The sequence below is a fragment of the Gelria sp. Kuro-4 genome, from assembly GCF_019668485.1.
In the GTDB taxonomy this organism is placed as follows: domain Bacteria; phylum Bacillota; class DTU030; order DUMP01; family DUMP01; genus DUMP01.
The window spans coordinates 2,340,747-2,365,885 of sequence record NZ_AP024619.1; the positions used below are offsets into that span (position 1 = coordinate 2,340,747).

At 62.9% G+C, this 25,139-nt stretch carries 26 protein-coding genes, 1 pseudogene, 1 riboswitch and 1 other annotated feature; of the genes and pseudogenes, 11 read left to right on the forward strand and 16 right to left on the reverse strand.

Annotation, left to right across the window (positions count from 1 at the left end; all coding sequences use genetic code 11):
- Positions 1-68: 68 nt before the first annotated feature.
- Together metK and K5554_RS11755 are read right to left on the reverse strand one after the other, a co-directional pair.
- On the reverse strand, positions 69-1,262 hold the full coding sequence (metK, locus tag K5554_RS11750) for a methionine adenosyltransferase (protein ID WP_221038650.1): 1,194 nt from the start codon (positions 1,260-1,262) through the stop codon (positions 69-71).
- A gap of 55 nt (positions 1,263-1,317) precedes the next feature.
- Positions 1,318-1,427, reverse strand: a riboswitch (SAM riboswitch).
- Between the two features lie 138 nt (positions 1,428-1,565).
- Entirely contained in the window at positions 1,566-1,946 is a 381-nt protein-coding gene (locus K5554_RS11755) for a helix-turn-helix domain-containing protein (protein WP_221038651.1), read from the reverse strand.
- A gap of 270 nt (positions 1,947-2,216) precedes the next feature.
- Here K5554_RS11755 and K5554_RS11760 point away from each other — a divergent pair, with 270 nt between their 5' ends.
- The gene (locus tag K5554_RS11760) at positions 2,217-2,903 is read left to right on the forward strand and encodes an HD-GYP domain-containing protein (protein ID WP_370636987.1); all 687 of its coding nucleotides are present in this window, start codon (positions 2,217-2,219) and stop codon (positions 2,901-2,903) included.
- Positions 2,904-2,934: 31 nt separating this feature from the next.
- Complete coding sequence (locus K5554_RS11765; RefSeq protein ID WP_221038653.1) at positions 2,935-3,078, forward strand: hypothetical protein; 144 nt, start codon at positions 2,935-2,937, stop codon at positions 3,076-3,078.
- Between the two features lie 222 nt (positions 3,079-3,300).
- On the opposite strand, the gene K5554_RS11770 is transcribed toward K5554_RS11765, so the two are convergent.
- Positions 3,301-3,876 carry a hypothetical protein gene (locus tag K5554_RS11770; RefSeq protein ID WP_221038654.1) on the reverse strand — a complete coding sequence of 192 codons (576 nt, stop codon included), beginning with the start codon at positions 3,874-3,876 and terminating at the stop codon, positions 3,301-3,303.
- Positions 3,877-4,064: 188 nt separating this feature from the next.
- On the opposite strand from K5554_RS11770, the gene K5554_RS11775 reads away from it, so the two are divergent.
- Together K5554_RS11775 and K5554_RS11780 are read left to right on the forward strand one after the other, a co-directional pair.
- Entirely contained in the window at positions 4,065-4,514 is a 450-nt protein-coding gene (locus tag K5554_RS11775) for a QueT transporter family protein (RefSeq protein WP_221038655.1), read from the forward strand.
- Positions 4,515-4,662: 148 nt separating this feature from the next.
- Positions 4,663-5,217, forward strand: a complete 555-nt coding sequence (locus K5554_RS11780) for a LysM domain-containing protein (RefSeq protein WP_221038656.1) — start codon at positions 4,663-4,665, stop codon at positions 5,215-5,217.
- On the opposite strand, the gene K5554_RS11785 is transcribed toward K5554_RS11780, so the two are convergent.
- From K5554_RS11785 to lysW, 7 genes are all read right to left on the reverse strand, one after another.
- Entirely contained in the window at positions 5,188-6,408 is a 1,221-nt protein-coding gene (locus tag K5554_RS11785) for a DUF401 family protein (RefSeq protein WP_221038657.1), read from the reverse strand. The genes K5554_RS11780 and K5554_RS11785 overlap by 30 nt on opposite strands.
- Before the next feature lie 67 nt (positions 6,409-6,475).
- On the reverse strand, positions 6,476-7,564 hold the full coding sequence (locus tag K5554_RS11790; protein ID WP_221038658.1) for a [LysW]-lysine hydrolase: 1,089 nt from the start codon (positions 7,562-7,564) through the stop codon (positions 6,476-6,478).
- Positions 7,548-8,765 carry an aspartate aminotransferase family protein gene (locus K5554_RS11795; protein WP_221038659.1) on the reverse strand — a complete coding sequence of 406 codons (1,218 nt, stop codon included), beginning with the start codon at positions 8,763-8,765 and terminating at the stop codon, positions 7,548-7,550. The genes K5554_RS11790 and K5554_RS11795 overlap by 17 nt, the downstream gene beginning before the upstream one ends.
- Entirely contained in the window at positions 8,762-9,595 is an 834-nt protein-coding gene (locus tag K5554_RS11800; RefSeq protein WP_221038660.1) for a [LysW]-aminoadipate kinase, read from the reverse strand. Before K5554_RS11800 ends, K5554_RS11795 begins: the two co-directional genes overlap by 4 nt.
- Before the next feature lie 15 nt (positions 9,596-9,610).
- Complete coding sequence (argC, locus tag K5554_RS11805; protein WP_221038661.1) at positions 9,611-10,642, reverse strand: N-acetyl-gamma-glutamyl-phosphate reductase; 1,032 nt, start codon at positions 10,640-10,642, stop codon at positions 9,611-9,613.
- The gene (gene lysX, locus K5554_RS11810; RefSeq protein WP_221038662.1) at positions 10,639-11,478 is read right to left on the reverse strand and encodes a lysine biosynthesis protein LysX; all 840 of its coding nucleotides are present in this window, start codon (positions 11,476-11,478) and stop codon (positions 10,639-10,641) included. The genes argC and lysX overlap by 4 nt, the downstream gene beginning before the upstream one ends.
- A 6-nt stretch (positions 11,479-11,484) precedes the next feature.
- Positions 11,485-11,646 carry a lysine biosynthesis protein LysW gene (lysW, locus tag K5554_RS11815; RefSeq protein WP_221038663.1) on the reverse strand — a complete coding sequence of 54 codons (162 nt, stop codon included), beginning with the start codon at positions 11,644-11,646 and terminating at the stop codon, positions 11,485-11,487.
- Between the two features lie 244 nt (positions 11,647-11,890).
- Between lysW and K5554_RS11820 the strand changes: the two genes are divergently transcribed.
- Complete coding sequence (locus tag K5554_RS11820) at positions 11,891-13,339, forward strand: IS1182 family transposase (protein ID WP_221037995.1); 1,449 nt, start codon at positions 11,891-11,893, stop codon at positions 13,337-13,339.
- A 107-nt stretch (positions 13,340-13,446) separates the two neighbouring features.
- On the opposite strand, the gene K5554_RS11825 is transcribed toward K5554_RS11820, so the two are convergent.
- Positions 13,447-14,865 carry a M20/M25/M40 family metallo-hydrolase gene (locus tag K5554_RS11825; RefSeq protein ID WP_221038664.1) on the reverse strand — a complete coding sequence of 473 codons (1,419 nt, stop codon included), beginning with the start codon at positions 14,863-14,865 and terminating at the stop codon, positions 13,447-13,449.
- Positions 14,866-15,122: 257 nt separating this feature from the next.
- Positions 15,123-15,650, reverse strand: coding sequence for a DUF4416 family protein (locus tag K5554_RS11830; RefSeq protein WP_221038665.1), 528 nt, complete (start codon positions 15,648-15,650; stop codon positions 15,123-15,125).
- Positions 15,651-16,034: 384 nt separating this feature from the next.
- Positions 16,035-16,394 (forward strand) — a binding site (T-box leader).
- Positions 16,395-16,440: 46 nt separating this feature from the next.
- On the opposite strand from K5554_RS11830, the gene trpD reads away from it, so the two are divergent.
- The 5 genes from trpD to trpA are packed head-to-tail and all read left to right on the forward strand — an operon-like array spanning position 16,441 to position 20,855.
- Entirely contained in the window at positions 16,441-17,463 is a 1,023-nt protein-coding gene (gene trpD, locus K5554_RS11835; RefSeq protein ID WP_221038666.1) for an anthranilate phosphoribosyltransferase, read from the forward strand.
- On the forward strand, positions 17,454-18,239 hold the full coding sequence (trpC, locus tag K5554_RS11840; protein WP_221038667.1) for an indole-3-glycerol phosphate synthase TrpC: 786 nt from the start codon (positions 17,454-17,456) through the stop codon (positions 18,237-18,239). Before trpD ends, trpC begins: the two co-directional genes overlap by 10 nt.
- The gene (locus tag K5554_RS11845) at positions 18,236-18,925 is read left to right on the forward strand and encodes a phosphoribosylanthranilate isomerase (protein ID WP_221038668.1); all 690 of its coding nucleotides are present in this window, start codon (positions 18,236-18,238) and stop codon (positions 18,923-18,925) included. Before trpC ends, K5554_RS11845 begins: the two co-directional genes overlap by 4 nt.
- Complete coding sequence (gene trpB / locus K5554_RS11850) at positions 18,925-20,049, forward strand: tryptophan synthase subunit beta (RefSeq protein WP_255565621.1); 1,125 nt, start codon at positions 18,925-18,927, stop codon at positions 20,047-20,049. The genes K5554_RS11845 and trpB overlap by 1 nt, the downstream gene beginning before the upstream one ends.
- Complete coding sequence (gene trpA / locus K5554_RS11855) at positions 20,046-20,855, forward strand: tryptophan synthase subunit alpha (RefSeq protein ID WP_221038670.1); 810 nt, start codon at positions 20,046-20,048, stop codon at positions 20,853-20,855. The genes trpB and trpA overlap by 4 nt, the downstream gene beginning before the upstream one ends.
- A gap of 140 nt (positions 20,856-20,995) precedes the next feature.
- Here trpA and K5554_RS11860 read toward each other — a convergent pair whose 3' ends face one another.
- On the reverse strand, positions 20,996-22,123 hold the full coding sequence (locus K5554_RS11860; protein WP_221038671.1) for a PRK06851 family protein: 1,128 nt from the start codon (positions 22,121-22,123) through the stop codon (positions 20,996-20,998).
- A 78-nt stretch (positions 22,124-22,201) separates the two neighbouring features.
- On the opposite strand from K5554_RS11860, the pseudogene K5554_RS11865 reads away from it, so the two are divergent.
- Positions 22,202-22,396 (forward strand): annotated as a pseudogene (locus tag K5554_RS11865) (ATP-binding protein); the annotation flags it as partial.
- Between the two features lie 416 nt (positions 22,397-22,812).
- On the opposite strand, the gene K5554_RS11870 reads toward K5554_RS11865, so the two are convergent.
- The 3 genes from K5554_RS11870 to K5554_RS14755 all read right to left on the reverse strand — a co-directional run bounded on the left by K5554_RS11870 (position 22,813) and on the right by K5554_RS14755 (position 24,688).
- Positions 22,813-23,052 carry a DUF433 domain-containing protein gene (locus tag K5554_RS11870; RefSeq protein WP_221040615.1) on the reverse strand — a complete coding sequence of 80 codons (240 nt, stop codon included), beginning with the start codon at positions 23,050-23,052 and terminating at the stop codon, positions 22,813-22,815.
- A gap of 432 nt (positions 23,053-23,484) precedes the next feature.
- Positions 23,485-24,417: a restriction endonuclease subunit S gene (locus K5554_RS11875; protein WP_221038673.1), complete on the reverse strand. Its 933-nt coding sequence runs from the start codon at positions 24,415-24,417 to the stop codon at positions 23,485-23,487.
- 109 nt (positions 24,418-24,526) lie between these two features.
- Positions 24,527-24,688 (reverse strand): DUF3368 domain-containing protein, encoded by a 162-nt coding sequence (locus tag K5554_RS14755; RefSeq protein ID WP_221038674.1) that lies wholly within the window; start codon positions 24,686-24,688, stop codon positions 24,527-24,529.
- Between the last annotated feature and the right edge of the window lie 451 nt (positions 24,689-25,139).

Here is a 25,139-nt window from a genome sequence, read left to right on the forward strand (position 1 = left end):
CGACTTCCCGGCCCTGCCTTCCTGCCAAATCTTGAGAGCTTTATCCCGGAGTAGAAAAAAGCCTCCGCTCAGCGGAGGTCTGCGGCGGCCCGGCGCAGGGTTTCGGCTTTATCGGTTTTCTCCCAGGGAAGGTCCAGATCGGGGCGGCCGAAGTGCCCGTAAGCGGCCAGCCGCCGGTAGATGGGACGGCGCAGGTTCAAGGTCTCGATAATGCCCGCCGGGCGCAGCTCAAAGTGCCGGCGGATCAGCTGGGCGAGTTCGTTGTTGCCCAGGGCACCGGTGCCGAAGGTATCGACGGTGATGGACACCGGCCGCGCCACGCCGATGGCGTAGGCAATCTGCACCTCGCAGCGCTCGGCCAGGCCGGCGGCCACCACATTCTTAGCCACGTAGCGCGCCGCGTAGCTGGCGGAGCGGTCCACCTTGGTGGGGTCTTTGCCGGAAAAGGCGCCGCCGCCGTGGCGGGCGCTGCCGCCGTACGTGTCCACAATGATCTTGCGCCCGGTAAGGCCCGAGTCCGCCGCCGGGCCGCCCAGGACAAAGCGCCCGGTGGGATTGACAAAAAAGCGGGTACGGCTATCGAGAAGCTCCGGAGGGATCACCGGCTTGATCACCGTTTCGATGATATCGGCGCGGATCTTCTCCAGCGGCACGTCGGCCTTGTGCTGGGCCGAAACCACCACGGCATCCACCCTCAGCGGCCGGTTGCCTTCGTATTCAATGGTAACCTGCGTCTTGCCGTCCGGCCGCAGGTACGGAAGCAGGCGGGTTTTACGCACCTCCGCCAGCCGCCGTGCCAGGCGGTGCGCCAACGAGATGGGCAGCGGCATCAGCTCCGGCGTCTCGGTGCAGGCGTAACCGAAGACCATGCCCTGGTCGCCGGCGCCGATCTGATCCCAAGGATCGGCCTGGCCTTGTTTCGCCTCCAGGGCCTTGTTCACGCCCAGGGCGATGTCCGGAGACTGTTCGTCAATGGCAGTCAGCACAGCACAGGTGTCGCCGTCGAAACCGAACTTGGCCCGGGTGTAGCCGATGCCTTTGATGGTTTCGCGGACCAGGTGAGGAATGTCCACGTAGCAGTCGCAGCTTATCTCCCCCATCACCAGCACCAGGCCGGTGGTGACGGCGGTTTCACAGGCCACGCGGGCATTGGGGTCCTTGGCAATGATGGCATCCAGCACAGCATCGGAGATCTGGTCGGCCACCTTGTCCGGATGCCCTTCGGTGACCGACTCTGAGGTAAACAGGTAGCGCTCCGGCACGAAAAGTCCTCCCTTCAATCAAAAAGGCCGCCTCAATTTGGAAGCGGCCTGGGCACTCCTATCTTCCAGAATTGACATTCTGCAGGAATTGGCACATCACCAGGACACCCCCTGGCACGCTGCCGGGTTTCATCGGGCCCGTCCCTCCACCTCTCTGGATAAGAGTTTTATTCACTTGTCCAGCTTTTCGTTCCGATACTAGCATATCCAGCCACGGGTGTCAATAGTCCGTGCCGGCCGGAGCGTTTGGACCGCCGCACCGCCGGGGTGAACTGCCTCGGCATGGAGCAAGGCCCCGGCGGTTCAGCCTTCATGCCCGGTGTCGGGGGAGCGGTCCTTGACAGCGTGCAGGAAGTTCGCCAGGTGCTGTACACCCTCCGGCGGCAGGTCCGCCAAGAGGGTGACCAGGTTTCTCAGTTCCGGGCGGCGGAGAAAAAGATTCACCACGTCCTTCAGCTCCGGCGGGATGCACTCGGTGACTTCCGCCGGGGAAAGCACCAGGTAAGCCACCGGCACCCCGTAGAGCTGTGCCAGCCTGCGCGCGTTTTGCAGGGAGGGTTTCTTCTCACCCCGCTCGTACGCGGAGACGAGGCTGAAGCGAATCCCCGTGCGGCGCTCCACATCGTAGATGCTCATGTTGCGGGCTTTGCGCCAGGCCCGCAGGGTAGCTCCTAATTCTTGCATCGAATATGCCCCCACTTACAGGTATTGCCTCTACTTTTCGCCCCAGCGGCGCATAGGGCCTATGCACTGCAGGTAGATATATGTATCCTTGCTGAGCATAAGGGAGCAATTGCCGCCTAGGTCCGCATAAACAGGCAAAACTGCTGTTACTTGCTTTTGGCAGTCGTCGATTCGAATGCTATAATGCGATTTAGACTTACATGATTCGGCCCTGATCGACTTCCGTTGTAGAAACGAGGCAGATCGGCATTGGACTTCTTCTTCCAACTTTTGGCGCAGCTGGAAGACGCACTCCCAGACGTTCACCGACACTCTTTGAACACGGCTAAGCTTGCACTGAAAGCTGGTAAATATATGCGCCTGGACGCTGCCGCCCTGGAAAGCCTGGTCACGGCGGCTTTCTTGCATGACGTGGGGAAGCTGCGGATTGCGCCGGCGGTTCTACATAAGCCCGGCCGCCTCGCTGCCGCAGAGTGGCAGGAGATGGTAAAGCACCCCCGGTACGGCCTGGAAATGCTGGCCGGTCTGCACCCGCCTGAGCGCCTGGCGGCCGGCGTGCTCTACCACCATGAGTGGTGGAACGGCGAAGGTTACTTTGGGCTCCGCGGGGCAGGCATACCGCCGGCGGCGCGGCTCCTCGCCCTGTGTGACAGCTGGGACGCCATGACGTCGCCCCGCGTTTACCAACCTACTAAAACCCGGCAGGAGGCACGCCAGGAACTCGAGCGGATGCGCGGCCGCCAGTTTGACCCGGCGCTGGTCCCTCTCTTTCTCCGCATGCTGCAGGAAGAGCAGTCGCGCAGCCCGGCCGAAAGTCTGAGGGACGCCAGCGAGTGGCTCGCGCGCTGTTTCCAGATGTACCGCAATTTTCACAACCCGGTGGTGTACGCAGCCAGCCTCTTGATCGACGACTTGGTGCTCTGCGATGTGGTTGCCCAATGCGCCATTACCCGTTGAAAGTCGGAACCACCGAAGGGGGGTGTACCGGATGGCCCAGGAAGAAGCCCGTACCGATCCGGACAGAGCAATCGTTGTCGGAACCAAGGACGATGCGCCTGAGAAGGACCTCTTAACCGAAGCCGAAATCCGTGCCCTGCTCAGGAGCCTGGAAAACGGCCGGGGGAGTAAGTAATAGTTTATTTAATCAGTACAAACGAAAGATTCTGATCCAGGTGCGGACGGCGGAGAAAGGAGCAGAGCGGCGCAGCCGCCGGCCGCCGGCGACCCGCCGCAAAAAATGACCGGCGTGCAGTGGCTCCGGCAGCAGACGAGGTCCAACGAAGCAAACAGTCCCCCACCGCTGTGGTGGGGGACTCTCTCTATGGGCCGCCGGCAGCCGGTTGTACGAAGGCTTCTAGAAGAGATAATGCGCGCTCAGCTCGCGCAGGAAGGCGCCCAGGCGCTCGCTCAGGCGAAGCTCCTCCGCGGGCGGCTTCCAGCCGTGTCGGCTGAGGTAGCGCTCCTCCACCAGGCGGGCGGCGCTCAGGTGCTCCAGAACGACGCGCCGGCGGGACAAGGCGGGTACCTCCACCCCGGAAAAGAGAACGACACGGCTCCGAAAGGGCCCTGGCTCGGCGGCGCGCACCTCCTTGACCTCGTGGTAAGAGATGTAGCCCAGGGAGGCGTCGCCACGGCACCGCGGCCGGCGCAGGCGCAGCGGCACCAGGATCAGGCGCGGGCAAAGCGGCAGCGGCACGCTGCTCGAACGCTCCAGGAGCGCGCCGTAGATGCGCCGCACCGCCACCAGGTCCACCCCGTAAAGGTGGGCCAGCTCGGTCCGCACCGCCCGGATGCGCCGCGGCTGCCAAAGCCTTTCTCCCGAACGCAGGATGATCTCGGTGCCGTCGCCGGCGCCGTCGCAATAAAGTGGCCGCAGGGCCGCCACCTCCGCCCGGACTGCTTCCAACTTCAGCTGCTCCCGCTCTCCCACGGAAACTCCTCCCTTCCCTCGACCTTACTGAGTAGAAGCAACTGAGCCATTCTTCGGCTTGTTTTCATTATATTCCCAAACACATGTTCGTGTCAAGAAACGCAGCGGCCGCCTCGGCCACCGGCTTCTTGCCCCCGGCGCTGCAGTATGGTAAACTTCGGCTGAACCGGTAAGGAAGGAGAAGGCACATGAAAGCTCATACCGTCGTCCGCATCGCCCTCATCGCCGCGCTCTACGCGGCCCTCACCTACGCGCTGCAGGCCGTAAGCTTCATGCCGACGCAGTTCCGGGCGGCCGAGGCCCTGACGGTGCTCCCCATCATCTATCCGGAGGCCGTCTGGGGTGTTTTCCTCGGCTGCCTCTTGGCAAACCTCATGAGCCCGGCCGGGCTCATCGACGTGGTGGTGGGCAGCCTGACCACCCTGCTCGCCGCCTGGGTAACCTACCGCTTTCGCCACAGCGTCATTGCCTACCTTGCACCGGTGGTCTTGAACGCCTTCATCATCAGCGCTTACCTGCATGTTTTGGCCCGCCTGCCGTACTGGGCCACAGCGCTCAGCATCGGCGCCAGTGAAGCGCTGGTGGTGTTCGGGCTCGGCTGCCCGCTCATCTGGTATCTGAAAAGAAAAAAGAGCTAGCAGGTCCGCTGTGCGCCGGAAACAAAGAGGGCAGGAAACCGAGCAGGCTTCCTGCCCTTCTTTTTTTACGGCGGCTGTCAGCGGCGCGGCGGCCGAATAGATATGTAGCGTAAGGCCCCTCGAGCACAGGAAACGAGGAGGGATGAACATGCCTGCGCAGCGTTGGACCATCCAGCCCGGCGACACCCTGTACCAAATCGCCTTCAAGACCGGCGTGCCGCTCTCGGAACTGCTCGCGGCCAACCCCGGCGTCGACCCGTGGAACCTTAAGGTGGGCAGCGTGCTCACCGTGCCTGCCGGCGCCGACAACCCGGATGACCAGCACCCCTGGCCCGGCGGCGTGTACTGGGTGGTCGCCCCGGGGGACACCCTGTACAGCATCGCCCAAGCCACCGGCACCTACCTGGAAGACATCCTCGCCGCCAACCCGGGTCTTGACCCGAACAACCTCCAGGTGGGCCAGCGGATCTCATTACCGTCCCCGCCCATTGTCCCGCCTGAGGTCCCGCCCTGTCCCAGCGGCATTTACTGGGTGGTGGAGCCGGGCGACACCCTGTACAAAATCGCCCGGGCCACCGGCTTCACCGTGGAGGAGATCCTGGCCGTGAACCCGGGGCTCGACCCGCAGAACCTGCGCCCGCGCACCAACATCTGCCTGCCTCGGGGTGGGCTCTTACGCCAGGGCATAAAGGGCAATCCCTAGGGCCATCACCCCGGCTTCCGAAAGGGCCACCCAGGTCCACACGCGCCCCATGGCGGCACGGAAGTAGTCCACCGAGAGCGGAAAACACAAATGCAGCGGCGAGAGCATAAACCCGGCCTGGCCCGCGGCATAGGCCAGAGCCGCCCAGCGCAGGTTCAGAGCGCCGCCCAGGGTGAGCAGGCCCTGGATGAGCGGGAAGCTGACGCCGATGTAGCCCACGCTCGAGCCCATGAGCAGGCCTGCGCAGAAGGGAATCCCCAGCACCGCCAGCAGCGGCGGCACCCCCAGGGCGGCGAAGATGCCGGGCATGGCCTCCACCGCCCCGGTGGCGAGGAGCACGCCGCGAAAGGCCATGATGGCCGCCACGCTGGCCATGATGTCGTTTCCCATCAGCGTCTGCAAAAGGCGCGGCAGCCGCCGCAGCGGGTAGCGGTGGAGAATGAGCAGCAGGCCCAGGACCGCCCCGACGGAGAGGGCAACGTTCAGGTTGAACACCAAAACCAGCATAACGATGAGCAGCACCGGCCACGCCTCCCGCAGGAACCGGCCCCACACCGCAAGCTGCTCCCCGGCCGGGGCCGCCACCGCCGTGAGCTCGGCCGAGGGCAGGCCGCGGAAGGCCACCACGGCGCCCACCAGGCAGGCAAAGAGGGTAAAAGGCCACATGTGGCGGATGAGGCTCCCGGTGGGCACGGCCAGTATCCCGGCCGCCAGCACCACCGCCTGGTAGAGCGGCAGCCAGTATTCAAACAGGTGGCGGTACCAGTAGTTGATGTAGGCCTTGCGCTCGCGGGAGAGGCCGAGCGGGCTTCCCACCTGCTCCACCATGGGGCAGGAGAAGACGGCGCCGCCCGCCGAAGGCAGAAGGCCGATGAAGGCCGGCAGCGCAGCCAAGGCCAGGCGCGGGTCGCGGAAGGCCGCCCGCGCCCGCTCCACCATGCGCTGCATCAGTTCTTTTTCCGTGAGAAAGTTCTCCAAGAGCATGACCAGTCCCAGGATGAGAAGAAGGTTGATGGTCTCCCAGGCCTTAAGGCCGGCCCACATGGAGCCGACGATGGCGAAGGGAGCGAGGTGGAAAAGAAACCCCAAGAAAAAGGAGCCCAGCACCATTACCCAACCCAACCGGACGTGCCGGCCGATGAGGACGGCGAGAAAGAGTGCCGTAAGACCGAGTTTCCAGAGTGCAGCCAAAGCGCAACTTCCCTTCCCTATGGTTGGAAGTTACCTTCGACAGCTTACGGCGATTTCCTCCCCGGTTTCACGCCTGCCGCCGCTGAACCCCTCCCTCGCCGGTCAAGGCCGGGTGGGTCAACACACGCGCCAGCACAGCGATGGCCTGCGCGTACTCCGACAGGGGCAGGTGCTCGCTCGGCGTGTGGTCCAGGCGGGAGTCGCCCGGGCCGTAGGCCAGGATGGGCACTCGCCAGGCCGGCCCCACAATGTTCATGTCGGCCGTGCCGCTCTTCAGTTTGAACGCCGGCCGCCCGCCCTGGGCGCGGATGGCTGCCAGGAAGGCCCGGGCGAGCGGCGTGTTTTTTCCGGCCTTAAATGCACTTTGGGCGGGCGAGAAGGTGAGCTCCACCCGCGGGTCCAGCCCTTCAAGGCGCTCCTTCAGGGCCGCCGGTTCCAGGCCCGGCGGCAGGCGCAGGCCGATGCCGAGCCTGGCCTCTTCCACCAGGCCGTCACTTTGGCTCGCCATGTCCCGCAGGGAGGCCTCCAGGGCGGCAAAGCCGCTCTTGCCCCCGTTCAGTTCAGCGCAGAGTTCCTGTACCCGCGTCCAAAACTGCACCGCCACCTCGGGCGCGCCGGTCTCGGGGCCGGCGCTGTGGCCGGCCGGGCGGCGCACCCGGGCGGTGAGGTTCAGGCACCCCTTGTAACCCAGCGTCACCGCCGCCCAGCCGCTCGGCTCCCCCACCAGGCAGAAGTCCGGCCGGTAACGGTCGCGCACATAGCAGGCGCCCGGCGACAGCGCCGTCTCCTCCCCCGCGGCCGCGATAAAGATGAGGCGCAGCCCCAGCGCCGCCTTTACCCGCTCGGCCGCCGCCAGGAAAGCGGCCAGGGCGCCCTTGGCGTCCACTGCTCCCCGGCCAAAGAGGCAGCCCGCCTCCCGGCGCACCGGGATGTAGCCGGGGGCGGTGTCCAGGTGGCCGAGAAAAAGGAGCGTTTTTTCCCCTGTTCCTCTCTCGCCAACGGCGTTCCCGGCCGCATCCACTTCGGCCCGCCAGCCGCGGCGCCGCAGGAAATCCACCAGGTAGGCGGCCGCTTCCCCCTCCTCTCCCGAAGGGCTGGGGATGCGGCAGAGGCCGGCGAGCAGGGCCACCTCGTCCTCCCTAAGCTCCGGCTGCATCTGCGGCAACCTCTTTCCCGGCCAGCACCCGGCCCAGCGCCGCCGCCACCTGCGCCAGCTCTTCTTCCGTGATAACCAGGGGTGGAAGGAGCCGGATCACCTGGGGCCCGGCCGCCAGCGCCAGCACCCCGGCCTGCTGCAGCGCGGCCAGGTAAGGGGCGGCGCGGAAACGCAGTTCGATGCCGATCATAAGGCCCAGCCCGCGCACCTCCCGCACCGCCGGGAGTGCCAGCTCCCGCAGGCGGTCCTGGAAAGCCGCACCCAGGCGCGCGGCGCGCTCCGGCAGGCCCTCGTCCAAAAGCACGTCCAGGGCCGCGCCGGCCGCGGCGCACGCCAGGGGATTGCCTCCGAAGGTAGAAGCGTGCATACCGGGGCTGAGCCCGGCCACCCGCGGCCCCAAGGCCACGGCACCCATGGGCAGCCCCCCGGCGATCCCCTTGGCCAGGCAAAGAAGGTCAGGCACCACGCCGTAGTGCTCGGCGGCAAAGAGGTGACCGGTGCGGCCGAAACCCGTTTGCACCTCGTCCAGGATGAGGAGGGCACCGCGGGCGCGCGCCAGCTGCGCAGCGCCCTGGAGGTACGCAGGCGTAGCCGGGTACACCCCGCCCTCGCCCTGTACGGGCTCGAGGAGGACGGCGGCGGTGTCGGCCGTCACTGCTTCCGCCAGCGCCGGAAGGTCGTTGAAGGGCACGTGCGTAAAACCGGAAACCAGGGGCTGGAAGGGCTTTTTGTACTGCTCCTTCCAGGTGGCGCTGAGGGCACCCAGGGTGCGGCCGTGAAAGCCTCGCCGCGCGGCTACAACACCAGGGCGGCCGGTGGAGGCGCGGGCGAACTTGATGGCCGCTTCCACCGCCTCCGTACCGGAGTTGCAGAGAAAAAAGCGGTCCAGCCCCGGCGGTGTTACCTGGGCCAGACGGGCCAGGTAGGCGGCGCGGGCGTCGTTTCCCAGCGCCCCCGGGCAGGTGAGGAGCCGTCCCGCCTGCTCCCGGATGGCCGCCACCACCTTGGGGTGGCAGTGGCCCACCACCGCCACCCCGTGGCCACCGATGCAGTCGATGTAGCAGCGCCCCGCAGCATCCCAGACGCGCGCCCCCTCGCCCCGCACCACGGCCAGGTCCCGCTTGTGGTAAAGCGGTGCTTCGTGCCGGGCCTCCAGGGCGGCAATCGCTTCCGCGGTCAGCGTGCCCGGTGCAGCGCTCATGCCGCGATCACCGTCCCTTCCCCGGCCAGGGCCAGAGTGAGTGGCCGCGCCCGGCGGGCATCGGCGATGATCACCCGCTCCACCCCGCCGGCGACGGCTTCGGCGGCAGCCAGGAGTTTTTTCTTCATCCGGCCCTGGGCTACGCCCTGAAAACTGGCGAGTTTGCCGGCCGGTATCCGGCTGATCAGTGAGCGGGCGTCCGCCGGGTCGCGCAGGAGGCCGGGGACGTTGCTCAGAAACACCAAGGCCTCCGCTCCCAGGGCGCAGGCCACCCCCGCCGCCACCCGGTCGGCATCGAGGTTGAGGGCTTCGCCCGCCTCGCTCAGGGCCAGCGAGCTGATCACCGGCGTGCAGCCGGCGGAAAGGAGCAGGCGCAGGAGGGGGGCGTTCACGGCTTCCAGCCGCCCGCTGTAATCGTCCCGGAGAACCACCGTGCGCCCGTCCACCACGGCCTTCACCGCCTTTTTGCGCAGGCCGGTGATGAGGCGCCCGTCCAGCCCGGAGAGCCCCACGGCGTTTACCCCTTCTTTTTGCAGCGCCTCCACCAGGAGCTTGTTGAGGCGCCCGGCGCAGGCCATAAGGAGCACCTCCAGGGCGGCGCGGTCGGTGTAGCGGCTCTTTACCCCCGAGGGAGACATATAATGGCGCGGCGGCTGGCCCAGGGCCAGCGCAAGTTCATCGGCGGCCGCCGAGCCGCCGTGTACCAGCACAACTTCCCGGGCCGTCCTCCCCGCCGGCCCGGCGGCCGCGCCTTTGAGACAGTCAGCCAAATCCTTCACCAGGGCGCCGGGTTCAATCCCGGCCGCTCCACCCAGTTTTACCACCAGCATGGCCTTCCCTCCTACCTAGGGGTGCAGCCCCGGAAAGTCCAGGGCACAGGTTTCCGGATAACCGGCCATCAGGTTGAAGCACTGCACCGCCTGGCCGGCCGCTCCTTTTACCAGGTTGTCGATGGCCGCCAGCACCACCAGGCGGCGCGAGTGCGGGTCGCGTTCAAAGCCGATGTCGCAGTAGTTAGTCCCCGCCAGGATCTTCGGCTCCGGGTACTTGTACACGCCGTGGCGCTCGCTCACCAGGCGGATAAAAGGCTCTGCGCCGTACGCCGCCCGGTACACCTGCCAGATGTCCTTGGCGCTCAAGTCGTCCTTGAGAAAGACGTGGCAGGTGGTAAGGATACCGCGCACCAGGTCCACCGAGGTGGCCGAGAGGTTCACCTCCACCGGACCGTGGAAGGCCAGCTCCTGGGCGATTTCCGCCGTGTGGCGGTGCCCCGTGGGAGCGTAGGAGCGTACCACCTGGCTGCGCTCGGGGTGGTGCGAGGCCGGCGACGGGTGGCTCCCGCCGGCAGAGGAACCGAACTTTCCCTCAATGACCACGCGGTTTTCCACCAGGTCCGCCTTAAAGAGCGGTGCCAGGGCCAGGATGGTGGCCGTGGCCAAGCAGCCCGCCCCCGCCACCCAGGCGGCCTGTTTGATCGCCGCCCGGTGCAGCTCGGGGATGCCGTAGGCGAAGCGGTTGAGAAGCTCCGGGTGCGGGTGCGTAAAGCCGTACCACACAGGGTAGGCCGCCGCATCCCTCAGGCGGAAGTCGGCGGAAAGGTCGATAACCCGCGGGGCAAGGGGAAGGAGGGTCTCCGCGCGCGGGGCCACCGCGCCGTGGGGCAGCGCAATAAAGAGGGCGTCGCAGGGCTTAAGATCCGCCAGGCGGCAGAACTTGAGGGCCGTGCGCCGACGCAGGTTCGGGTGAACAGCGGTGACGGGCTTCCCCGCGCGCGACTCCGAGGTCACCTGCTGGATCTCGACCTCCGGGTGCCCGAGGAGCAGGCGCAGGAGCTCACCCCCCACGTACCCCGAGCCGCCGATGATGCTGACTTTCATTCCTCTCCCACCTTCAGCACGTAGTCCACCAGCCTGCCGGCCACATCTACTCCGCTCGCCTCGGTGAGGCTTTTAAACTCCATGGTGGCGTTCACCTCAGTGACGAGGAGACCACGCGGGCTTTCGATCAGGTCCACCGCCACCGCCCCGCCGCCCACCGCCGCCGCGGCCCTGCAGGCCAGGTCGGCGATTGCGGGGGTGAGCGGGCAGTTCGTGCAGTGCGCCCCGCGGGCGGCGTTGGTGATCCAGTGGCCGGAGCTGCGGTACATGGCCGCCACCGGCTCACCGCCGATCACCACCACCCGGATGTCCCGTCCCGGCTTGGCGATGTACTCCTGGATATAGAAAATGGAGTGCTGGTAGGAACCCAGAACGGCCTTGTGCTCCAGGACGGCCTCGGCCGCCTCCCGGTCGTTCAACTTAGCCAGAAGGCGTCCCCAGGAGCCCACCACCGGTTTCAGCACCACGGGATACCCCAGCTCTTCAATGGCGGCGAGCGCACTCTCAGGGGTAAAGGCCACCCGCGTGGCCGGGCTCGGCAGCCCGGCCGCCGCCAGGGCCGCCGTGCAGGCCACCTTGTCGTTGCAGGCGGCGATGACGGGCGCTGCATTCACCGTGCGCACGCCCCGAGCGTTTAAGATCTGTGCGGCGTAAAGCGCCCGCGACTCACTCACAGAGCGGATCAGCACCAGGTCCAGCTCCGGCGGCGGGCCGGTCAGGTCGAAGGCAAGCGCTCTATCGTCCAGCCGCGTCCAGGCCACACCGCGCCGGGCCAAGGCGGCAAGGAGAAGCTTTTCATCCAGGCGCACCTGGGACAGCAAAAGGCCCAGCCGCATCGCCCTCTACTCTCCCCAGTCTTCCTGCTCCTCGGGCGCCGGAGCAAGCTCCAAGGGGTCCAGGCTGAGAACCTCCAGCTCCACGCCGCAGTCCGGGCAGGTCACTATCTCCCCCTGCACCAGGTCTTCTGCCTCCCACTCGGCCGCACATTCCGGACAAACCAGCATTGATGCTACCTCCTTTTTAAAACTGGTAGGCGCAGGGGGGTGCTGTAAGGAGCACCCCGCTGCTGCATAAGTATGCAGGCGGTAGTATAATATATCACATCAACCCTACTGTCAAGGGGGGTGGGCAAAAAATAAGCCCGGGAACGAGCCCGGGCTGAGGCTGTTGACAAAGAAGGTCAGCAGCCTCTTTTTGTCGAATACTATATTAATGTAGTCAATAGAAAAAGGAGTGAAAGCAAGATAGATGTTTAGAACTCGTAAAACCCAACAACTGAGCTATGAATTCGTTAACATAGAAGACCTGGTTCCCAAGGACCATCTACTTCGAAAGATCACCAAGTACATAGATTTTGGGTTTATCACAGAGAAGACCAAGAACTTATATTGTGAGGATAACGGTCGGCCGTGTATTGATCCGGTGATTCTCTTTAAGATGTTGTTCATTGGTTACATTTATGGGATACGTTCAGAGCGTCGTTTGGTTGAAGAGATCAAAGTTAACGTGGCCTATCGCTGGTTCCTAGGGCTTTCTCTTTCAGATCTAGTACCCCATCACTCCACCATAAGCCAGAATCGACGTCGGCGGTTCAATGGAACAGATGTATTCCAGCAGATATTTGACGAGATAGTATTTCAGGCAATGTCCAAAGGGCTGATCGACGGGAAAGAATTGTTTTCCGACTCTACGTTCCTAAAAGCAAACGCCAGCAAAAGCAAATTCACCATTGAAAAAGTAGCCAAGTCAACAAAGGACTACGTAGAGGAACTGGACAAAGCAGTAGAGGATGACCGTTTAGAACATGGGAAGAAGCCGTTAAAGGATAAGGGAAAAGAACCTCCCGAAACAAGGCAAACCCGAATCAGTACAACTGACCCCGAAAGCGGGCATATGGTACGGGAAGGTAAGCCACGGGGATTCTTTTACCTGGAACATAGAACTGTAGACGGGAAGTTGAACCTAATCACAGACTCTTATGTAACCGCTGGGAATGTCCATGATTCTGTTCCCTATCTCAGTCGACTTGACAGGCAAATCCATCGCTTTGGTTTTAAAGTCGAGGCTGTGGCGCTTGATGCAGGCTATCTCACTAATCCTATTGCCCATGGTCTAAGGCAAAAAGGAATTTATGCTGTCATCGCTCATAGGAGGTTCCGTCCTAAGAAAGGGGTCTTTCACAAGTGGCAGTACAAATATGATCCTGAACAGGATCACTACACCTGTCCTGCCGGTAGCGTCCTCACCTATCGCACAACCAATCGTGAAGGGTACCGGGAGTATAAATCTGACCCCGAAGTATGTAAAAAGTGCCCAATGCTAAGCCGTTGTACACATTCCAAAAACCATACTAAAGTTTTAACCAGACATGTTTGGGAAGACGATAAGGAATGGATAAGGGAAAATCGTCTTAGCGTGCGCGGGAAAGAACTATACCGGCGAAGGAAGCTAACCATTGAAAGAAGCTTCGCAGATTCTAAAGAACTGCATGGTCTAAGATATTGCCGTATGCGGGGGCGCAGCAAAGTCACAGAGCAGTGCCTCCTTACGGCCGCTTGCCAGAACATGAAAAAGATGGCCCTCTTCTTGTGGAAACAGGGACAAGGACCATCTCCTAGTTCTCGCCTACATCAACTTTTACAGCATCTCTTCTCCTTCATAAGCCCGATATTAAGATTAAACCCCTGCACCGCTTGACGTTGCAGGGGTTTGTCAGCAATCTCAGCCCGGGAACGAGCCCGGGCTTGCGTTTTGCCGGCAGACGCTCCGGCAGGGGGCCGAGCAGGCGGCTGAGAAGCAACTCCTCAGAGGCTGGGCACGTAGATGTCGGCGTACTCTTCCTTGTTCTCCTCGATGATGCGGTCCAGCTCCTCGCGGAAGATGCGCAGGTTCTCCTTGGCCACGGCGCTGTGCGTGAGGGCCGGTCCCTGCGGGCGGGCCAGGTAGTAGGCGGCGGCACCGACGATCTCGGCCGAATCTTCCAGGCGCCCGGCGCTGATGTTTTTTTCCACCGTGTCGTCCGGGGTGTGGTACACCTCTTCCATGGGCAGGCGCAGGAAGGTCGCCGCCGGCACGCCCACGTACTCAAAGGGGGCGTGGTCGGAGCGGGTCGTACGGGAGTTGAGAACGGCCGAGCCCAGGCGTGCCCCCGCGGCAACGGCGCAATCGGTGACGATGTTCCGCTCCCCCGTCACCGTCCAGGCCGTAAGCACCGAGCGGTCGCCGTAGCTCGTGCCCACCATGTCCAGGTTGAACACCGCCGCGATGCGCGCCAGCTCCTCCTCGCTCAGGCCGGCCACATAGTGCTCCGAGCCCAGGAGACCCCGCTCCTCGGCGCCGAAGAAGAGGAAGCGCAGCTCGCGCTCGATCGGGTAGGACTTGAGGATGCGCGCCAACTCCAGGGCGGCCGCCACACCGGAGGCGTTGTCGTTGGCACCCGGGCCGGCGCTGTCCAGGTGGGCGCTGATGACCACCACCTGCCCGCCGGGGTTCTTTGCGGCTTCAGGCGGGCGGGAGGCGATGACGTTGGGCGAGAACAGCTCTTTCAGGATGCGGGCGGTAAAGTTCATGGTAACCTCGTCCCGGCTCAGTTCATCCTTGAGGAGAAGGCCGTCCTCCCGGCTGAGCGAAGCGACCGGGATGCCGGGGTTCTCAGCCATGGTACCGGAGAAATTGCCCGGCTGGTTGTTGTAGATGAGCACCCCGGCCGCGCCCTTGGCCGCCGCGTTTTGCGCCTTGGCCAGGAAGGTCATCTCGCCGCGCTGGATAAGGGCGATCTTCCCGGCCACGTCGTCCGGGATCTCCTCCGGGTAACCGAGGCCGCAGTCCACCAACGGGGCGGTAATCCCTCCCTCATCCGTGTGACCGCTGTTGGTGAGGAGCCGGGCGGAGAACTCGCGCGCTGTGGGCGCAAGCTCTACCACCTTGACGAAGTACTCGTAACCGATGGAGAAGTGATCCACCGTTACGTCGTAGCCGTACCCCGCCATGACGTCCCTGATGTACTCGGCCGCGGCTTCTTCCTCCGGCGTACCGGCATAGCGCGGGCCGATCTCCTCGGAAAGGGCGCGCACATGATCTACAATGCGCTCCCCGTCCACGCGGCTGACAACCTTCTTGTCGTAGGCCGACAGCGCCGGCGGGGCCGGGGTGGCCAGGGCCAGGCTGCTCACAATAAGGACAAGCGCGAGTACCAGGGCAAGGACACGCCACTTCCGGTTCATAGAACACCCTCCTTTTCTCACTTTGCGTACTGCAGTTCCGCTTGCTTCTCCGGTTTCAGGTTTGCTCCTCCGCTTTCAGGGGCCAATCTCGCTGCGCTTTCCTCCGGGTCACAGGCTCGTCATCAAGTGCTGGCAATAATCACCTCCCCTGTTATTATATGGCTCCCTATTACAGAATAGTCGCTGAAAGTTACCTTTTTCTGGGGGTCCCGGGCAAAAAGAAAAGCCGCCCCGTGGCGGACGGCATTGGTGTCGGCTCAGCGCGTGCGCAGCCTTGCGCGGTGGAGCTCGCGGATCTCCGCGCAAATCTTGCGGTAGGCGGGGCTGGCGTAGTCCGGGTAGGTCCAGGGCCAAGGCTCAAAGCGGCCGCCGACATAGCGCAGGGTGACCTCGCCGTAAATCCCCTTACCCAGGTACAGGCGGTGGGCGTGATCCTTGGTGGTGGCGAGGACGAGCTTGGCCAGGGTGATGTAACCCACATCGATGTTCACTCGGCGCCGGCCGTCCACCGCCCAGTGCGCTTCGAGGGAATTGGACCAGTGTTTCAAGGCCGGGAGCTCACCCGGGTCGACAAGGTCGGCGAAGGCAAAGAGGCGGCGCTTTAAGTCCGGACCCATCTCAGCGGCATAGTAGTCGGTGTGGTCGAAAGGCAGCACCGGGCTGGCATAGATGCACGGCCCCAGCCGCTCCGCCAGCGCCGCCCGCACCGCCGCAAACAAGCCCTCATCCCCCGTAAACACGCTGGCAATCGGCGTGACCGGTTCCGGTACGGTTACTCGTCCCATTCTCCTTACTCCTCAGCCCTGCTCATTCAGGAATCGCTTAGTCTCTTCCCAGAATGCCTCACGGGATCCCAGGCCGATGCCACCAACGCCGGATAAAGGCGGCCTGAAGATCGTGGCGGCCCCTCAACCCCCTGTGGTGTAACGGGGCGGATGGACCTAAAAACAAGGAGGCAGCCGCCGCTGATGGAAGTATACCACAAGACGACGCCTGGATGCCATACCTGTTCAGGGTCGGGGCGAAGTCACCGGAAAGGGTTGTCTCCCCTCGGGAGATTACGGAGGCGGCAAAGGAAGCTGCCTGCCATGACCTATAGTTCGTTACTACAATAACAATCCTTGACAGGGCTGAAGCCCCGGAATAAAATACAGGTAACGCCATAGCGCCTAACAACTATGAGTGGAACGAGTAGCTCGGCCCCGGGCGTCTCAGAGAGCCGGCGGCGGTGGAAATCCGGCACGTACAGGCCGAGTGAATGGATCCACGAGTTGCGGTCCGAACGTCCGGCCAGTAGGCACCGCCGGCAGCTCCCGCCGTTACTCGGGAGGGGGTATCGGATCCTTTCTGTACCCTGAACGAGCGGTTCCCCTTGCGAACCAGCCGGGTGGCACCACGGAAGCAACACCTTTCGTCCCGTAAGGACGAAAGGCGTTTTTGTTTCCAAGAGGGGTTCCTGTACCTTTCAGGAGATGGGCTTTATGGCCCAAGTTGGGTGGCACCGCGGAGCACTGCCTTTCGCCCCATGTTCACGGGGGCGAAAGGCTTTTGTATTTCTGAAAGGAGGATGCAGCTGTGATCAAAGAGGTCATCGGCAGACTGGTAGCCGGCGAGAACCTGACGGAAGCCGAGAGTGAGGCCGCCATGAACGAGATCATGTCGGGTGAGGCGACAGCCGCCCAGATTGCCGCCTTTATGACGGCCCTCAGGGTGAAGGGCGAGACGGCGGCCGAGCTCACCGGCTGCGCCCGCGCCATGCGGCGGCATGCCACCGCTGTGAACACCGTACACCAAGAGGTGCTGGACACCTGCGGCACCGGTGGGGACCGTTCCGGTACGTTCAACATCTCCACGGCCGCCGCCTTTGTGGTGGCCGGGGCCGGCGTTCCCGTTGCCAAGCACGGCAACCGCTCCGTCACCAGCCAAAGCGGCAGCGCCGACGTGCTGGAGGCGCTGGGTGTGAACATCGACCTGGACGCGCCCCAGGTATCGCACTGTCTCGATGCCATCGGGATCGGGTTTCTCTTCGCACCCAAGCTCCACCCGGCTATGCGGCACGCTGTGGGACCGCGGCGGGAACTAGGAATCCGCTCCATCTTCAATCTCTTAGGACCGCTCACCAACCCTGCCGGCGCCAGGTACCAGCTGCTCGGCGTCTACGCGCCGGAACTTACGGAACTTGTGGCTGAGACCCTCCTGCGCCTTGGTACCCGGCGCGCCCTGGTTGTCCACGGTGCAGGGATGGATGAGATGACCCTGGCCGGCCCCACCAAAGTCACGGAAGTCCAGGAGGGCGGCATCCGCACTTATACCGTAAACCCGGAAGAGTTCGGCCTCGCACTCTGCCCGCCCGAGGCCCTGCGAGGGGGCACGCCGGCGGAGAACGCCGCGCTGATCGCAGCGGTACTTCGGGGCGAAGCCAGTCCCCGGCGCAACGTCGTGCTCCTTAACGCCGCCGGCGCCCTGGTAGCCGCTGGCGCCGCCGATGACCTGCAGGAAGGCTTTTGCCAGGCGGCCTGGAGCATCGACTCCGGCGCCGCTCAGGCCAAACTCGAGGCCTTGCGGACGCTCACCCAGGAGATGAAGGCATGTTCCTAGAGGAGATTGTGCAGCGCAAAAAGGAAGACGTAGCCCGCCGCAAAGCAGTCCGCCCGCTGGCAGAAATCAGAAACGCAGCCTACGCCGCGGCGCCGGCCCGCTCCTTCGCAGCGGCTTTACGAGAAAAGGGCCCGGCGGCCTTGATCACCGAAATCAAAAGAGCTTCGCCCTCTAAAGGTCCGCTGCGGCCGGACCTTAACCCGGCCGAGATCGCCCGGACTTACGCCGCCGGCGGCGCCGCGGCCATTTCCGTTCTAACGGAGGAGCACTTCTTCAGGGGATCATTCGCGGACCTTGCCGCCGCGCGCGCTGCGGTAACCATCCCTATCTTGTGCAAGGACTTCATTATCGACCCCTATCAGTTGTACCTGGCCCGGGCACACGGCGCCGACGCAGTGCTCCTCATCGCCGCCCTGCTCAGTGAAAGCGAGCTGGCTGAACTCCTGGCCCGGGCCCAGGAACTGGGCCTGGACGCCCTGGTGGAAATACATTCGCGTCCCGAACTCGAGCTGGTCCTTAAGACCCCCGCCCGGGTGATCGGAATCAACAACCGGGACCTTAAGACCTTCGCCACCGACTTCAACACCTGTCTCTCCTTAAAGCGGCAGATCCCGCCCGGCAAGGTGACGGTGGCGGAAAGCGGCATCCGGACGGCGGCGGACATCGCCACCCTCAAGCGCGCGGGGTTCGACGCCGCCCTCATCGGCGAGGCCCTGGTGACGGCTCCAAGTCCCGCGGAGAAGCTGCGCGAGCTCCTGGGAGGGGAAAGCTCATGAGCGTCTTCATCAAAATCTGCGGTGTAACACGTCCCGAGGAAATCAGGTGGGCGGCCGCCGCCGGGGCCGACGCTGTGGGCTTCGTCTTCGCGCCGAGCCGGCGCCGGATTACTTTGGAGACGGCTCGGGCCCTGAGCGCGGTCTGCCCGCACCCCCTCCGCGTGGGCGTGTTCAAAGACTGCGCCGCCGAGCTCATCAACGCATATACGCGCACGCTCAATCTGGACTACGTGCAGGTTCACGGGCGGATCTCCGGCGCCTTGGAGCAAAGCTCGGCCGGCCTGATCAGGGCCCTCACACCGGGGCCGGACATGCTGACCGACCCGCTCGCCCGGCGCGCCGATTACCTCCTCCTCGACGGCAGCAGCCCGGGGAGCGGCCGGCCTTTTCCGTGGGAAGAGGCGGCAGGCCTCTTGGCCGGGCTGCGGGAAGCGGGGCAACGCCTGCCGCCCCTTATCATCGCCGGCGGCCTTACGGCCGCAAACGTAAAGCGCGCTCTGCAAGTTTTCCGGCCGGCCGGCGTCGACGTCAGCAGCGGCGTCGAGGTAGACGGCGTCAAAAGCCGGACCAAGATCACTGAGTTCGTTCAAACCGTACGGAGGTGGGAAAAGTGTCTCTCCAGCGCTTACCCGATGAAAACGGTCACTTCGGCCCCTTTGGCGGCCGCTTCGTCCCCGAAACCTTGATGCCCGCTCTGGAAGAGCTGGCCGCCGCCTTCCGCAGCGTAAAGGCCGACCCTCTATTTCAGCGCGAATTCGCTGCGCTTCTCAAAGAATACGTCAACCGCCCGAGCCCGCTCTACTACGCGGAAAACTTGACGCGTGCCTACGGCCGCGCCCGCATCTTCTTAAAGCGCGAGGACCTCAATCACACCGGCGCCCACAAGATCAACAACGCCATCGGCCAGGCCCTCCTGGCAAAACGCATGGGCAAGAAGCGCATCATCGCCGAGACGGGCGCGGGCCAGCACGGCGTAGCCACCGCCACTGTGGCCGCCCTCTTCGGCTTTGACTGCGTCATCTACATGGGCGAAGAAGATGTCTCCCGCCAGGCCTTGAACGTCTTTCGCATGGAGCTCCTCGGCGCCGAGGTCAACACTGTGCGTTCCGGCTCCCGCACCCTTAAGGACGCCACCAACGAGGCCATCCGCGACTGGGTCACCAATGTACGTGACACCTACTACATCATCGGGTCAGTGGTGGGCCCGCACCCCTACCCCGAGATGGTGCGCTGCTTCCAAGCGGTGATCGGGCAGGAGACGCGTGAACAAATGCTGGCCTTGACCGGGCGTCTCCCCAACTACATCGTAGCTTGCGTAGGCGGTGGTTCCAACGCCATGGGCATCTTTTACCCGTTCCTTGAGGACGAGGGGGTGCAGCTCATCGGCGTCGAGGCGGCGGGCCGGGGCTTGGAAACCGGGCGGCATGCCGCTTCCATCAGCGCCGGCACCCCCGGGGTGCTGCACGGCGCCAGACTCCTCTTGCTTCAGGACGAAGACGGCCAGGTGATTCCGGCCTATTCGGTCTCCGCCGGGCTGGACTACCCGGGCGTAGGTCCGGAGCACGCGTATCTGGCTCAAACCGGCCGGGCGCGCTATGAAGCCGTAACCGACGAGGAAGCCCTGGCCGCTTTTCAAAAACTCGCCCGCGCGGAAGGGATCATCCCGGCCCTGGAAAGCGCCCATGCCCTGGCCTATTTGGAGAAACTGCTGCCGCACACGACTCCCGACGAGAGCGTGGTGGTCTGCCTGTCCGGCCGGGGCGACAAAGACGTGGAGAGTGTGGCCAAGATACTGGGGGTGCAGAAATGAACCGCATCGATAAAGCATTCGCACGTCTGAAGGAGCAAGGCAGAAAAGGGCTCATCCTATACACCTGCGCGGGTGACCCCAGCCTCGGCTTCACCGAGGAACTTGTCCCCGCCCTGGCCGCCGCCGGTGCAGACATCGTCGAGCTGGGGCTCCCGTTCTCGGACCCGCTGGCCGACGGACCGGTTATTCAAGCCGCTTCGCAGCGTGCCCTGTCAGCCGGGGCCAGCACCAAGGGCGTGCTCGCCCTGGCCCGGCGCATCAGGCAGAAAACGGACGTGCCGCTGGCCCTCATGACCTACTACAACCCGGTCCTGCGCTACGGGGAAGCAGATTTCGTGCGGGACGCTCACGCAGCCGGCTGCGACGGTCTCATCGTCCCCGACCTGCCGCTGGAAGAAAGCGACGCTCTTAGAACCGAGTGCAGCTCAAGGGGGCTCGGCTTCATCACCTTTGTGGCACCGACCTCCACGCCGGAGCGCATCCGCCGCGCTGCCGCCTGCGCCACCGGCTTTATCTACGGCGTCACCGTCACCGGCGTCACCGGCATGCGCGAGGCTTTACCCGAGGAGGCTCTGCACATGGCGGCCGCAGTGAAGGCCGTCACCACAACCCCGTTGGCCCTCGGCTTCGGCATCTCCACCCCCGGACAGGCCGGAACCGTGGCCGCCGTGGCCGACGGCATCATTGTGGGCAGCGCTTTAGTAGACCTCGTGGCGCGCGAAAGCCAAGCCTCGGCGGCCGCCGCCGTTCAAGCCGCCGGCCAGTTCGTACGGTCGCTGCGCCAGGCTTTGGACAGTGCCAAATGACGCCGCAAAAGCCGGCCTTTCTTACCCGGGGCCATCCCCGGGTTTTCCGCCGTCCTCGGTGCTCCGACCACTGGGCCGCAGCGGCCTCTACGACTCAGCGCATACGGTAAGCCCCGGGGCGGAAGGCCCCGGGGCCATCTTTACGCCAGGCGCTCTAGGCGCCCGTATACCTCTTGGGCGTAGCCCAGCACGCGCTCCAGGGTGCGCTGGCGCAGCTTGGCGACGGCCTTGAAGTCCATGTACGGCGCATAGTACGTCTCCATCTTGTCGTGGATGGCTTTTGCCTCGCCGATGAAGGCGATGGCCCGGTTGAAAAGGCTGAAGAACATCTCCTCGTTCTCCGCCACCAGCGCCTCATACTTGGTCTCCACCGCCGGGTCCAGGCACTCATCCAGGTTGACGATCACGTCTTCGGGACCGGCGCTGTAAAGGTGCGGTTCAATGGACTTGGTGAGGGCCACGCTGAGCTGGGGAATCACCACGTGCTCCACCTTGGAGGGGTTGAGCGGGCAGTGATACATCTCTACGTAGTAGCCGCGTTCCAGCACCGCCCGCGCCACCTTCTCAAGCAGGACCGATTTGCCGGTGCCGGGTTTCCCCGCGATGACGTATTTTTTCTCGCAGGGACCGATGATGGTGTCCAGGTAATCCACCATGCCGTCCGGGGTGATGGCCCGGGCGAACAGGTGCCGGTCCCGCCCCACGCTGGCTGCCACCGGTTTTTCATCCAGGATCTCATGCAGCACCGCATCGGCCTTCTGGTTGGCCAGCCCAAAGTTCATCCCTTCGATGTTGGCGTCTTCCCAATCTTCGTAAATGATCTGCGCCGCTTTCAGGAACCGGTAGGCGCGGGTGAAGCGCCGCCCCACCTCCCGGTTGGCTGCGATGATCTCCTTTTTGTGCGCGCGGATTCTTGCTTCGTCCCAGAAGTCACCCAAATGGATGATTTCGTCGACGGCGCCGGGATTGCGGGGATCCATTATATGCGGGGCCGTGCCGTCGATGAGCGCCACGCCGATCTGCGGGAAGACCACACCGTCCAGGGACCCATTGTCTGAGGAGCAGCAGTGGTACTCCGCATTGAACCCCCGCTCCACCATCGCTTCTGCGATGTGGCGCATAAAGGTGGATTTCCCCACCCCCGGCCCGCCCTTGATGATGAGAACGCGGGTGGCATCCGGCGGGATGATGTAATCATAGAAGGAGTAAAAGCCCTTGGAGGTGTTGCAGCCGGGGAAGACTTTCTTGACTCTGCCCTTGGTCGCCACGTTCCGAGACCTCCTTTGCAGCGTCACTTATTAACGCTGCCATGGTATTCTCCCCCGGCCGCTTTGGTGCCTGGACGCAGCATGATCATCACCACTAACCTCGAGTTCGACAAGTGGACGGAGGTGTTCGGAAATGAAAGCCTGACGGCGGCTCTACTGGACCGGCTAACACACAGAGCTCACATTCTCCTCATGAACGGTGAAAGCTATCGCTTCCGTGAAAGTATGCGGAGGCGGGAGCAGGAGGCCGAAAATGTCCGCAAGCCCGCTTAGGCTACGCCTAAGCGAGGGTGGTCCCCTTGTACAATATAGTCGGTCAGGTTCATGCAAAAGAGAGCCTGATAAGAAACAATTCCTCGTGGAAGGGTGCTCTTGGAGCGAATTTCGCGATTGGGTCCAGCCTTTCGCGAGAAACCTCAACCCGATTGACTTCAAACCGGGCAAGTGATGATCACCCAGATTCTCCTTATCACGGCCGGGATAAACGTCTATCACGGTATCTCCGCCGCAGGTTATCGCTCAATTCCGAGTTTCCGTGATAACCTCTTCCGGCAGTGTAGCTGTCTAACAGCAGGCGAGGATATGGTTCACGCCGCCGCTTCCTTTCCGTTCTCCGACAGTATCAAAAAATAAAAAAGCGGGTTGCCCCACCTTGTTTCGAAGGACTGTAAAGCTTTGCTAAACAGGTTTTATGATTTTGCGACCTCTTCCACCGGGTAAACAACGTCAGCTCGAATAGCTTTTGCGGCAAAAGCCAGAGCCGCTCGTACCCCTTCCTCGGTAAGACGTGGGTGGGCTTGCATGATTTGCTCTACCGTCTCGCCGGCAGCAAGTTTTTCCAGAACAAGCTCTACCGGAATCCTAGTGCCGGCAATCACAGGTTTTCCCATTAAGACCTTAGGATCGGATTTTATTAAATCGCCGGTCATAGTGGTCTTCTCCATTCACTATCACCTCCGGGTACTATTTATTATATCCTGTAGGCATTTATCTTTTCCAGCGCCCCCAAGAAGCACTTTTACGCAAATCTATCGACGGCCTGGCCGCGCTGGTCAAAGAAGGCGCAGATGCGCCGGCTCATGTAGAAGACTATGGCCTTACCGCCTAAAGCCTCCCGTCGCCTTTCGAAGCGGGGCACGGCGTCGCGCAGCTGCCGGGCTAAGCCGTCGATGAAGTCGTACTGGGGCTACCTCGCGCTGCCAGGTTCGCCGTAGGTCAGTGCGAATACCGTATCGGTCAGCCAGCGACGGAACGACTCATTGTCGTTGAACTGCTTGAACAGCTCGGTGAGCATTTGCATTGGCCAACCGGTTTAAATCCATGACTTTAAGTTGGATGCTTAGAAATTTTTGTGATAATTCTCAAATCAGTGTAATCATCAGGGCATTGTCGGTAATCCATGCTGGTTCATTTACAATATGGACATTGCCGCACAATGCAACAGTGATTTCTGTTGAATTATAAACGCCAGCATAACCCATTACACCATTGCCACCAATAACTGTATAGGGCCGTTCATTTGAACGGTTGCCACTTACGGCTGACGTTTCTATGAAATCCCCTGATGCAATTGAAATGAACCACCTTAGTGGCACCACCTCCCAATGTGCTGGCACGTCGCCCAGCCACTCCACACCAGAGGGCTTGTAGGTTGGATAGGGCTGGCCGGTGCGGACGTCGATCTGCCCGGTGACGACCTGGTGGATGAGGGCCTGCCGGTACTCCTCCAGCAGTTTGATCAGTTTCTGCTTGGCGCGGATGTAGCGCCGAATCCGCCGGTCTGCCCAGTCGAGAAACCGCACAATCGCCGCCTGCTCGGCGTGCGGGGGGAGGCAAATCTGCATCTGCTTGAGAATCCTCCCATCAACGTGCGGGATACCCATTCCCGTCGAGAGCGCCCTGAGCCATGGCTCGCACTGTTTTAACATGAAGTACAGGTAACGCCTATCGTGTTCATCGGTGGACAACAAAGCAGCAGTAGATGAAACGACACCATCCTTTGCTATGAAGAATTCACCTGCGTTAGCCCCATCCCACAGCAAAAGGACATCGCCTGCCGCTGCCGTGACAAGCCCATCACTTAGCGCGCAGAACACTTTCGCGGTACCCTTATGCCTGCGTAGGTACTCCATGGTCAGATAAGGTTGTGCTCCCGCTGGCGCCTCATCTTCTGAGTAAAGCGCCTTGGGCTGCCTCCCCTTCACTGGGCGAGTTACATGGCGGACCGCACGCACCTCCCAATGGGCCGCGAGCACGCCGCGCAACTGCTCAGGATGAACCGAAAGTTTTACCAAACAGCCGGTTTTTAGAGGTTCAAACCGTAAAGGTACGTACTGCCGTAACTGCCGCTTCTTGTTTTATTCGCCAATCGCCGCCATTTTTCCTACGGAAGCCCTTACAGCGTCAACCGTCTCTTCTTCCCCATTTTCTCAGCCGGCGTTCACACTCGGCGCGGGGCAGGCGGCTTCCCTTCGCCCGCATCTTTTCCAGCGCTCGGGCCGCTTTTGGGGGTGTAACGATCCGCTGTCGAACCGGTTCCTCCAGTATCCAGAGCGTCCCGTGCACTGGTACCTTCTCTTGTTCCGCGGCTTTGCGCAGGTGCCTGTCACCGGTTGGCAAAACAGCGCCTTGCTTTGGCCAGAGCCAGGGCAAAAAGGTCCACGCGCCAGGGGGCGGGATACCGGCTTGTTAATTGAATGACAAGGTAGGTAGACCTCGTCGCCGGCAAGTTCCTCCTGCTGCAATCCGAGGGATACCATGGCTTGTCCATCGGGTACCCATAAGCAATAACCACATCAGGGGCGACAGGAGCGGCCGTTGGAACGCTTCGTGAATAATCCCGCCGGCATACAGGTCGATCCAGATGCGTGTCAGTCACGTGGATCCGCCGGGAATCCGCCATGCCGCTCGGCCACCTCCCGCCAAAATTTAGAGTCCCCTGAAAAACCATGGTGCCGCAATGGAAAAGGAATCCTCAATCCAGTTGGCGAAGGTGTCAAGAAGTCACCCAAAACAC

What these genes read in the sequence shown, in the direction of transcription:
- K5554_RS11830 (WP_221038665.1), bottom strand. Translation starts at nt 15,650, where the DNA reads ATGGGACGAGTAACCGTACCGGAACCGGTCACGCCGATTGCCAGCGTG.
- argC (WP_221038661.1), bottom strand. Translation starts at nt 10,642, where the DNA reads ATGAAAGTCAGCATCATCGGCGGCTCGGGGTACGTGGGGGGTGAGCTC.
- K5554_RS11775 (WP_221038655.1), top strand. Translation starts at nt 4,065, where the DNA reads ATGAAAGCTCATACCGTCGTCCGCATCGCCCTCATCGCCGCGCTCTAC.
- trpA (WP_221038670.1), top strand. Translation starts at nt 20,046, where the DNA reads ATGAACCGCATCGATAAAGCATTCGCACGTCTGAAGGAGCAAGGCAGA.
- trpC (WP_221038667.1), top strand. Translation starts at nt 17,454, where the DNA reads ATGTTCCTAGAGGAGATTGTGCAGCGCAAAAAGGAAGACGTAGCCCGC.
- trpB (WP_255565621.1), top strand. Translation starts at nt 18,925, where the DNA reads ATGCCCGCTCTGGAAGAGCTGGCCGCCGCCTTCCGCAGCGTAAAGGCC.
- K5554_RS11825 (WP_221038664.1), bottom strand. Translation starts at nt 14,865, where the DNA reads ATGAACCGGAAGTGGCGTGTCCTTGCCCTGGTACTCGCGCTTGTCCTT.
- K5554_RS11870 (WP_221040615.1), bottom strand. Translation starts at nt 23,052, where the DNA reads ATGACCGGCGATTTAATAAAATCCGATCCTAAGGTCTTAATGGGAAAA.
- K5554_RS11790 (WP_221038658.1), bottom strand. Translation starts at nt 7,564, where the DNA reads ATGCAGCCGGAGCTTAGGGAGGACGAGGTGGCCCTGCTCGCCGGCCTC.
- K5554_RS11765 (WP_221038653.1), top strand. Translation starts at nt 2,935, where the DNA reads ATGGCCCAGGAAGAAGCCCGTACCGATCCGGACAGAGCAATCGTTGTC.
- lysX (WP_221038662.1), bottom strand. Translation starts at nt 11,478, where the DNA reads ATGCGGCTGGGCCTTTTGCTGTCCCAGGTGCGCCTGGATGAAAAGCTT.
- K5554_RS11795 (WP_221038659.1), bottom strand. Translation starts at nt 8,765, where the DNA reads ATGAGCGCTGCACCGGGCACGCTGACCGCGGAAGCGATTGCCGCCCTG.
- K5554_RS11800 (WP_221038660.1), bottom strand. Translation starts at nt 9,595, where the DNA reads ATGCTGGTGGTAAAACTGGGTGGAGCGGCCGGGATTGAACCCGGCGCC.
- K5554_RS11755 (WP_221038651.1), bottom strand. Translation starts at nt 1,946, where the DNA reads ATGCAAGAATTAGGAGCTACCCTGCGGGCCTGGCGCAAAGCCCGCAAC.
- K5554_RS11820 (WP_221037995.1), top strand. Translation starts at nt 11,891, where the DNA reads ATGTTTAGAACTCGTAAAACCCAACAACTGAGCTATGAATTCGTTAAC.
- lysW (WP_221038663.1), bottom strand. Translation starts at nt 11,646, where the DNA reads ATGCTGGTTTGTCCGGAATGTGCGGCCGAGTGGGAGGCAGAAGACCTG.
- K5554_RS11780 (WP_221038656.1), top strand. Translation starts at nt 4,663, where the DNA reads ATGCCTGCGCAGCGTTGGACCATCCAGCCCGGCGACACCCTGTACCAA.
- K5554_RS11845 (WP_221038668.1), top strand. Translation starts at nt 18,236, where the DNA reads ATGAGCGTCTTCATCAAAATCTGCGGTGTAACACGTCCCGAGGAAATC.